This is a genomic window from Nocardioides caricicola (genome assembly GCF_039541135.1).
In the GTDB taxonomy this organism is placed as follows: Bacteria; Actinomycetota; Actinomycetes; order Propionibacteriales; family Nocardioidaceae; genus Nocardioides; species Nocardioides caricicola.
On the sequence record NZ_BAABFQ010000006.1, the window covers coordinates 541,796 to 548,278 of the forward strand.

Annotated in this window: 7 protein-coding genes; 6 read left to right on the forward strand and 1 reads right to left on the reverse strand. The window is 69.5% G+C overall.

Annotation, left to right across the window (positions count from 1 at the left end):
- Positions 1-102 precede the first annotated feature (102 nt).
- Positions 103-267, forward strand: coding sequence for a hypothetical protein (locus tag ABD875_RS13985; RefSeq protein ID WP_345177922.1), 165 nt, complete (start codon positions 103-105; stop codon positions 265-267).
- 13 nt (positions 268-280) lie between these two features.
- Here the strand turns inward: ABD875_RS13985 and ABD875_RS13990 are convergent, their stop codons facing one another.
- Complete coding sequence (locus ABD875_RS13990) at positions 281-1,309, reverse strand: hypothetical protein (protein ID WP_345177926.1); 1,029 nt, start codon at positions 1,307-1,309, stop codon at positions 281-283.
- A 43-nt stretch (positions 1,310-1,352) separates the two neighbouring features.
- Here ABD875_RS13990 and ABD875_RS13995 point away from each other — a divergent pair, with 43 nt between their 5' ends.
- The 5 genes from ABD875_RS13995 to pstB all read left to right on the forward strand — a co-directional run bounded on the left by ABD875_RS13995 (position 1,353) and on the right by pstB (position 6,419).
- Positions 1,353-2,213 carry an NUDIX hydrolase gene (locus tag ABD875_RS13995; RefSeq protein ID WP_345177929.1) on the forward strand — a complete coding sequence of 287 codons (861 nt, stop codon included), beginning with the start codon at positions 1,353-1,355 and terminating at the stop codon, positions 2,211-2,213.
- A 169-nt stretch (positions 2,214-2,382) separates the two neighbouring features.
- Positions 2,383-3,504: a phosphate ABC transporter substrate-binding protein PstS gene (gene pstS / locus ABD875_RS14000; RefSeq protein WP_345177932.1), complete on the forward strand. Its 1,122-nt coding sequence runs from the start codon at positions 2,383-2,385 to the stop codon at positions 3,502-3,504.
- Between the two features lie 81 nt (positions 3,505-3,585).
- On the forward strand, positions 3,586-4,530 hold the full coding sequence (gene pstC / locus ABD875_RS14005) for a phosphate ABC transporter permease subunit PstC (RefSeq protein ID WP_345177935.1): 945 nt from the start codon (positions 3,586-3,588) through the stop codon (positions 4,528-4,530).
- A gap of 2 nt (positions 4,531-4,532) precedes the next feature.
- Positions 4,533-5,612 carry a phosphate ABC transporter permease PstA gene (gene pstA, locus ABD875_RS14010; protein ID WP_345177938.1) on the forward strand — a complete coding sequence of 360 codons (1,080 nt, stop codon included), beginning with the start codon at positions 4,533-4,535 and terminating at the stop codon, positions 5,610-5,612.
- Positions 5,613-5,639: 27 nt separating this feature from the next.
- Entirely contained in the window at positions 5,640-6,419 is a 780-nt protein-coding gene (gene pstB, locus ABD875_RS14015; RefSeq protein WP_345177942.1) for a phosphate ABC transporter ATP-binding protein PstB, read from the forward strand.
- Positions 6,420-6,483 lie beyond the last annotated feature (64 nt).

Consider the following 6,483-nt stretch of genomic DNA (forward strand, 5'->3'; position numbering starts at 1 on the left):
CGAATGGGTCACATTTCCCGATGTCGCGTTTCACCTCCGAAGGCCTCGGGCACTCTGGAGACTGGTGGAGGGAAACCCCCGAACGTATTGAGGAGTGATGAGGTGCACGACCAGTTCGACGTGTCCCTCGAGGACTCCGACCTCCTCGGCGAGGTGGAGCTCACCACGAACCTGATCATCGCGGCGAGCGAGTCCGACGACCGGCTCTCCGAGGATCAGATCGACGAGATCCTGGGTGTCGTACCCGAACCCCGCCACGAGTCCTGACCAGCGGGCCCGCTCAGCAGGTCGCGAAGAGCACGGGACCGCTCGAGAGGTCGGAGAACACGAACGACCCCTCCCGAGGCTCGAGGTCCATCGTGACCACGTCGCCCTCCGCGGTGACCGACCCGACCGTGAACCGGTCGCCGAACTCGCCACCCTGGCCCGCTGCCGGCCCCTCGGCCAGCACCGCTCGGGAGTCGGCGTTGGCGCGCGCCTGGTCGGCGTTCTCGAACGCGAGAGCCACCCGGACCGAGCGGTCCGGCTGGACCGACATCGCGAACGCCGTGACCGGGTTGACCTCTCCGGCTGCTTCGATCAGTCGGTCGGCCAGCTCCTGGTCGCTCGCGTCGGCCTGGCTCATCGCGAGTGCCGAGCAGGTGTAGTCCCCGTCGTACACCGAGGCCGTGAGCGGGTCGCCGGACGCGGCCAGCACCTCGCCCATCGGGGCGGGAGATCCACCCTGTCTCAGGTCTTCTACGGTTTGCTCTAGATACTCCTGGGTGTCGCTGGTGAGCACGAGGCGCTCGTCGGCGTCCAGCGCGACGTACTGCAGCTCCGGCGTCAGGTCCGCCCCGATCGTGGGCAGCAGCTGCGCGCCGCCCTCCCACACGCCGTCGTCCTCGTCCGGACGGGTGAAGCCGGTGTCGTCGAGCGTGTCGGCCAGCTCGTCGAAGTCGGTGTCCTCGGGCATCCGCACGATCACCACGGCGCCCGCGTCGGACTGGCTGAACAGCTCCCACTCCGCGGTCGCGGGCGAGAACCCGAACCGTGGCTGCAGCAGCGGCGCCGAGCCGACGAGGGCGGAGGCCGACGTCAGGTCCGCGTCGAACCCCGCGTCCAGCAGGTCCTGGAGGTCGTCGGTGCCGACCTCCTCCCGGACCCTGGCCCAGTCGGTCCACGACAGCCGCTGGGCGTCGTCCGGGGCGTAGCCCGCCGCCTGCTCGAGGTCGCTGCCGGCCGTGCCGCGCCACATCCGCACGCCCACGACGGCCACGGCCACCAGCACCAGCACGAGCCCACCGACGATCAGGGGGCGTTTGCGCACGGCGGTCTCCTGTTCGGGTCGGCGTGGTGTGACACTAGCGACCATGGCCACGAAGGACGTGCTCGCCGCCGGTGTCGTGGTCTTCCGATCCGGCAAGCGGGTCCTGCTCGTGCACCGGCCGCGGTACGACGACTGGTCGTTCCCCAAGGGCAAGCTCGACCCCGGGGAGCACCTGGCCGCGTGCGCCGTGCGCGAGGTCGCGGAGGAGACCGGGCTGCACGTGCGGCTGGGACCGCCGCTCGCCGGCCAGCGCTACGCCGTGTCCGGGGGGCGGATGAAGTCGGTGAGCTACTGGGTCGGGCGCGCGGTGGGCAGCGACGACGTCAGCGGCTACCAGCCCAACGCCGAGATCGACGACGTGCGGTGGGTCGGCTTCGACGACGCCCTCGAGCTGCTCAGCTACGAGCACGACCGGGAGACGCTCCGCGAGGCGCACGGCCTGCGCCGCAAGACCCACGCCCTGGTGGTGCTCCGCCACGGCGAGGCCCGCTCGCGCAAGGCGTGGCGGCAGGACGACCGGCTGCGGCCACTGCTCCAGGCGGGACGGCACCAGGCCCAGCAGCTGGTGCCGCTGCTGGCGGCGTACGACGTCACCCGGGTGGTCAGCTCGAGCAGCACGCGCTGCGTCGAGACCGTCGGACCGTACGCCGACATCACCGGCTGGAAGCTCGAGCTCGAGGACGGGCTGTCGGAGGAGGACGCGACGGCGGCGTCGGTCCTGCGGCTGGTCGACGAGCTCTCCGTCGCGGAGGACAGCGCGGTGCTCTGCACCCATCGCCCGGTGCTCCCTGCGGTGTTCGACGCCCTCGGTGTGCCCGACCCGGCTCTCGACCCGGGCGGCATGCTCGTGGTCCACCTGCGCAAGGGCAGGGTGGTCGCCACCGAAGGACATCTCGTCCACTGAGGTCAAGGCCTCCCGGCCTTGTTCACGTGATGTCCGTCTCGGGCACGGTCTGGCGTCTCCCACTGGGCGGTTCGTATTCACCCGTCGTTCACCGACGGCCCCGGAACCGTCCACCTGCGCTGCCTAACTTCGCCGATGTCACAACAATCCAGACATCAGGAGTATCGAAGTGACTCGCACTTCTTTCCGCCGGGCGATCGCGCCCGGTATCGCCGCCCTGGCCCTCGCCCTGTCGGTCACCGCGTGCGGTGCTGCCAACGAGAGCGACGGCGGCAGCGACACCAGCACCGAGAGCGGCGGCGGTGACCTGGCCGGTGAGCTCGCGATCGGTGGCTCCTCCGCGCAGGAGGCGGCCCAGAACGCCTGGATCGTCGGCTTCCAGGACCTGAACCCGGACGTCAGCGTCACCTACGACCCGGTCGGCTCGGGCGGCGGTCGCGAGAACTTCATCTCCGGCGCCTTCCCGCTCGCCGGCTCGGACGCCTACCTCACCGACGAGGAGGGCGAGCTGAGCGCCGCCGCCGAGACGTGCGGCAGCGACCCGATCGAGGTCCCGAACTACGTCAGCCCGATCGCGGTCATCTACAACGTCGACGGTGTCGACGAGCTCAACCTCTCGCCCGACACCCTCGCCGGGATCTTCGCCGGCAAGATCACCAAGTGGAACGACCCGGCGATCACCGCCGACAACCCGGACGCCGACCTGCCGAGCGCGGCCATCAACCCGGTCCACCGCTCCGACGAGTCCGGGACCACCGAGAACTTCACCGACTACCTCGACGCGGTCGCGACCTCCGCATGGGGCGGCGGCGTCGTCGAGACCTGGCCTGAGGGCTTCGGCGGCGAGGGCGCCCAGGGCACGTCGGGCGTCGTGTCCGCCGTCAAGAGCGGCTCCAACGCGATCGGCTACGCCGACGCCAGCCAGGCCGGCGACCTCGACACGGCGAACATCGGTGTCGGCGAGGACTTCGTCGAGCCGTCGGCGGACGCCGCGGCCCGGATCCTCGAGGTCTCGCCGGCGGCGCCGGACCAGTCCGACGTCTCGATGGCCGTCGACCTCGACCACGAGACCCAGGAGGCCGGCGTCTACCCGATCGTGCTGACGTCGTACCTGCTGGCCTGCCAGACCTACTCCGACGCGACCACGGCCGACCTGGTCAAGGGCTACATGGAGTACATCCTCAGCGACGAGGGCCAGCAGTTCGGTGCCGAGGAGGCCGGCGTCGCGCCGCTCGCCGACTCCCTGCAGCAGAAGGCCCTCGACATCGTCGGGAAGATCTCGGCGGGCTGATCACCGGCTGAAGTCGCGCGGTCCGGGTCCGATGCTGTCGGGCCCGGACCAGCGCACGTCGGTACACCACGAAGGAGACAGGTGAGCACCATCACGAGGGGGCCGGAGGCCGAGGAGATCGCCGGCCCGGTCCAGCGCCGCGGCGACGTCGTCTTCGCCGGACTCGCCAAGGGCGCCGGCATCCTGATCATGGTCGCCCTGGCCGGCGTCGGCCTGTTCCTGCTGGTCGAGGGCGCGCCGGCCATCACGGCCTCGGGCGACCAGGCCTACGGCAACGACAGCATCGTCCTGTTCGTCTGGCCGCTGCTGTTCGGCACGCTGCTCGCCGCGGTCATCGCGCTGCTGCTGGCGGTGCCGCTGTCGCTCGGGGTGGCGCTGGTGATCTCGCACTACGCACCGCGCCGGATCTCCAAGACGCTCGGCTACGTCATCGACCTGCTGGCCGCGATCCCGAGCGTGGTCTACGGCCTGTGGGGCGCGTTCGTCCTGGCGCCGGCCATCCTGCCGTCGTACCAGTGGCTGGCCGACAACCTCGGCTGGCTGCCGTTCTTCGAGGGCCCAGCGACGACCGGCCGGACGATCCTCACCGCGTCGATCGTGCTCGCGATCATGATCCTGCCGATCGTCACCGCGATCTCGCGCGAGGTCTTCGCGCAGACGCCGCGGATGCACGAGGAGGCGGCGCTCGCGCTCGGCGCGACCCGCTGGGAGATGATCCGGATGACGGTCTTCCCGTACTCCCGCTCGGGTGTCATCTCCGGCATCATGCTCGGACTAGGCCGGGCGCTCGGCGAGACGATGGCCGTCGCGATGGTGCTGTCCGTCGGGATCGGCGTCGTCACGGTCAACCTGGTCTCGCCGGAGAACCCGTCGACGATCGCCGCGAACATCGCACTGAACTTCGGCAACGCGTCGGGCACGAAGATCAACGTCCTGGTCTTCAGCGGCCTGGTGCTGTTCCTGATCTCGTTCGCCGTCAACTTCTTCGGGCGCTGGATCGCAGCGCGCGGTCAGGTCAAGGGGTGACCATGTCCACCACGATCACTCCTCCGGGACCGCAGGCCGACCGCGGCAGCCTGCCGCTGACGAACCCGCAGCTGCCTGCGCTCGCCCCGGTCCTCGCCGCCGTCATCGCCTTCGGCCTCGCCGCGCTCGCCGGGATCCTGCTCGGCTGGGGTCTCGTCGGCACGCTCGTGCTCGGGTGGCTGCTCCTCCTCGTGGTGCTGCCGACCTGGTCGCTCCTCGTCGAGGGCGAGCGACGCTCCAAGGACCGCTTCGTCACCACCTTGGTGTGGAGCGCGTTCGGCGTCGCGATGATCCCGCTCGTCGCGCTGATCTACCAGGTGGTGAGCAAGGGCGCGGCCGTCATCTCGACCGAGTTCCTCACCTACTCGATGCGCGGTGTGCTCGGCGAGGGCGGCGGCATCTACCACGCGCTCATCGGCACCTTCATCGTCACGACCTGCGCGACGGTGATGTCGGTCCCGATCGGCGTGATGGCCGCGATCTACCTCGTCGAGTACGGCAAGGGGAAGAAGCTCGCGCGCTACATCACGTTCCTCGTGGACGTGATGACCGGCATCCCGTCGATCGTCGCCGGCCTCTTCGCGTTCGCGCTGTTCACGCTGATCTTCGGGCCCGCGATCCGGTTCGGCTTCGGCGGCGCGGTGGCGCTCTCGGTGCTGATGATCCCGATCGTCGTGCGCGCCACCGAGGAGATGCTCAAGCTCGTCCCGGACGAGCTGCGCGAGGCGTCGTACGCCCTCGGCGTGCCGAAGTGGCGCACGATCGTCAAGGTCGTGCTGCCCACCGCGCTCGGTGGCATCGTCACCGGCATCACGCTCGCGATCGCGCGGGTGGCGGGCGAGACCGCCCCGCTGCTGATCATCGCCGGCACCACGACCTCGGCGAACTTCAACCCGTTCGAGGGGCGCATGATGACGCTCCCCGTCTTCATCTACTCGTCGGTGACGACCGGCGGCAAGTACGCCGCCGAGAACGAGGCCCGCGCCTGGGGCGCCGCGCTCGTGCTGGTCGCCATCGTCATGATCCTGAACCTCGTCGCGCGGGTAGTCGGCCGCGTCTTCGCACCCAAGACCGGCCGCTGACGCGGCACTGAGAGGAACCGAACCACCATGGCCAAGAGCATCGACGTCTCCGACCTCGACATCTACTACGGCGACTTCCTCGCCGTGCAGGGCGTGAACATGACGATCAAGGCGCGCTCCGTGACCGCCTTCATCGGGCCGTCCGGCTGCGGGAAGTCCACGATGCTGCGGTCGTTGAACCGCATGCACGAGGTGATCCCCGGCGCGCGCGTCGAGGGCAAGGTCGTCGTGGACGGCCAGTCCCTGTACGGCACCGGCGTCGACCCCGTCGCCGTACGACGCCAGATCGGCATGGTCTTCCAGCGGCCGAACCCGTTCCCGACGATGTCGATCTACGACAACGTCCTCGCGGGCAACAAGCTGAACTCCAAGCGGATGAAGAAGTCCGAGGCGGACTCGATCGTCGAGAAGTCGCTGAAGGGTGCGAACCTCTGGAACGAGGTCAAGGACCGGCTCAGCAAGCCGGGCATGAGCCTCTCCGGCGGCCAGCAGCAGCGCCTGTGCATCGCGCGCGCGATCGCCGTCGAGCCGCAGGTGCTGCTCATGGACGAGCCGTGCTCGGCGCTCGACCCGATCTCGACGGCCGCGATCGAGGACCTGATCCACGAGCTCAAGTCCGAGTACACGATCGTGATCGTCACCCACAACATGCAGCAGGCCGCCCGCGTCTCCGACGACACCGGCTTCTTCAACCTCAAGGCGACCGGCGAGCCCGGTCACCTGGTGGAGTTCAACCCCACCAGCAAGATGTTCACCAACCCGGACGAGGAGTCCACCGAGGCCTACATCTCCGGTCGCTTCGGCTGAGGCTGTCTCGTCCCAGGTTCACCCCGGTATGACGACGAACCTGCACTTCCCACGGCGTGCAGGC

Bases quoted from the DNA above. Each gene is read 5' to 3' on its own strand.
- pstA (WP_345177938.1), top strand. From the start codon at position 4,533: ATGTCCACCACGATCACTCCTCCGGGACCGCAGGCCGACCGCGGCAGC.
- ABD875_RS13995 (WP_345177929.1), top strand. From the start codon at position 1,353: ATGGCCACGAAGGACGTGCTCGCCGCCGGTGTCGTGGTCTTCCGATCC.
- pstB (WP_345177942.1), top strand. From the start codon at position 5,640: ATGGCCAAGAGCATCGACGTCTCCGACCTCGACATCTACTACGGCGAC.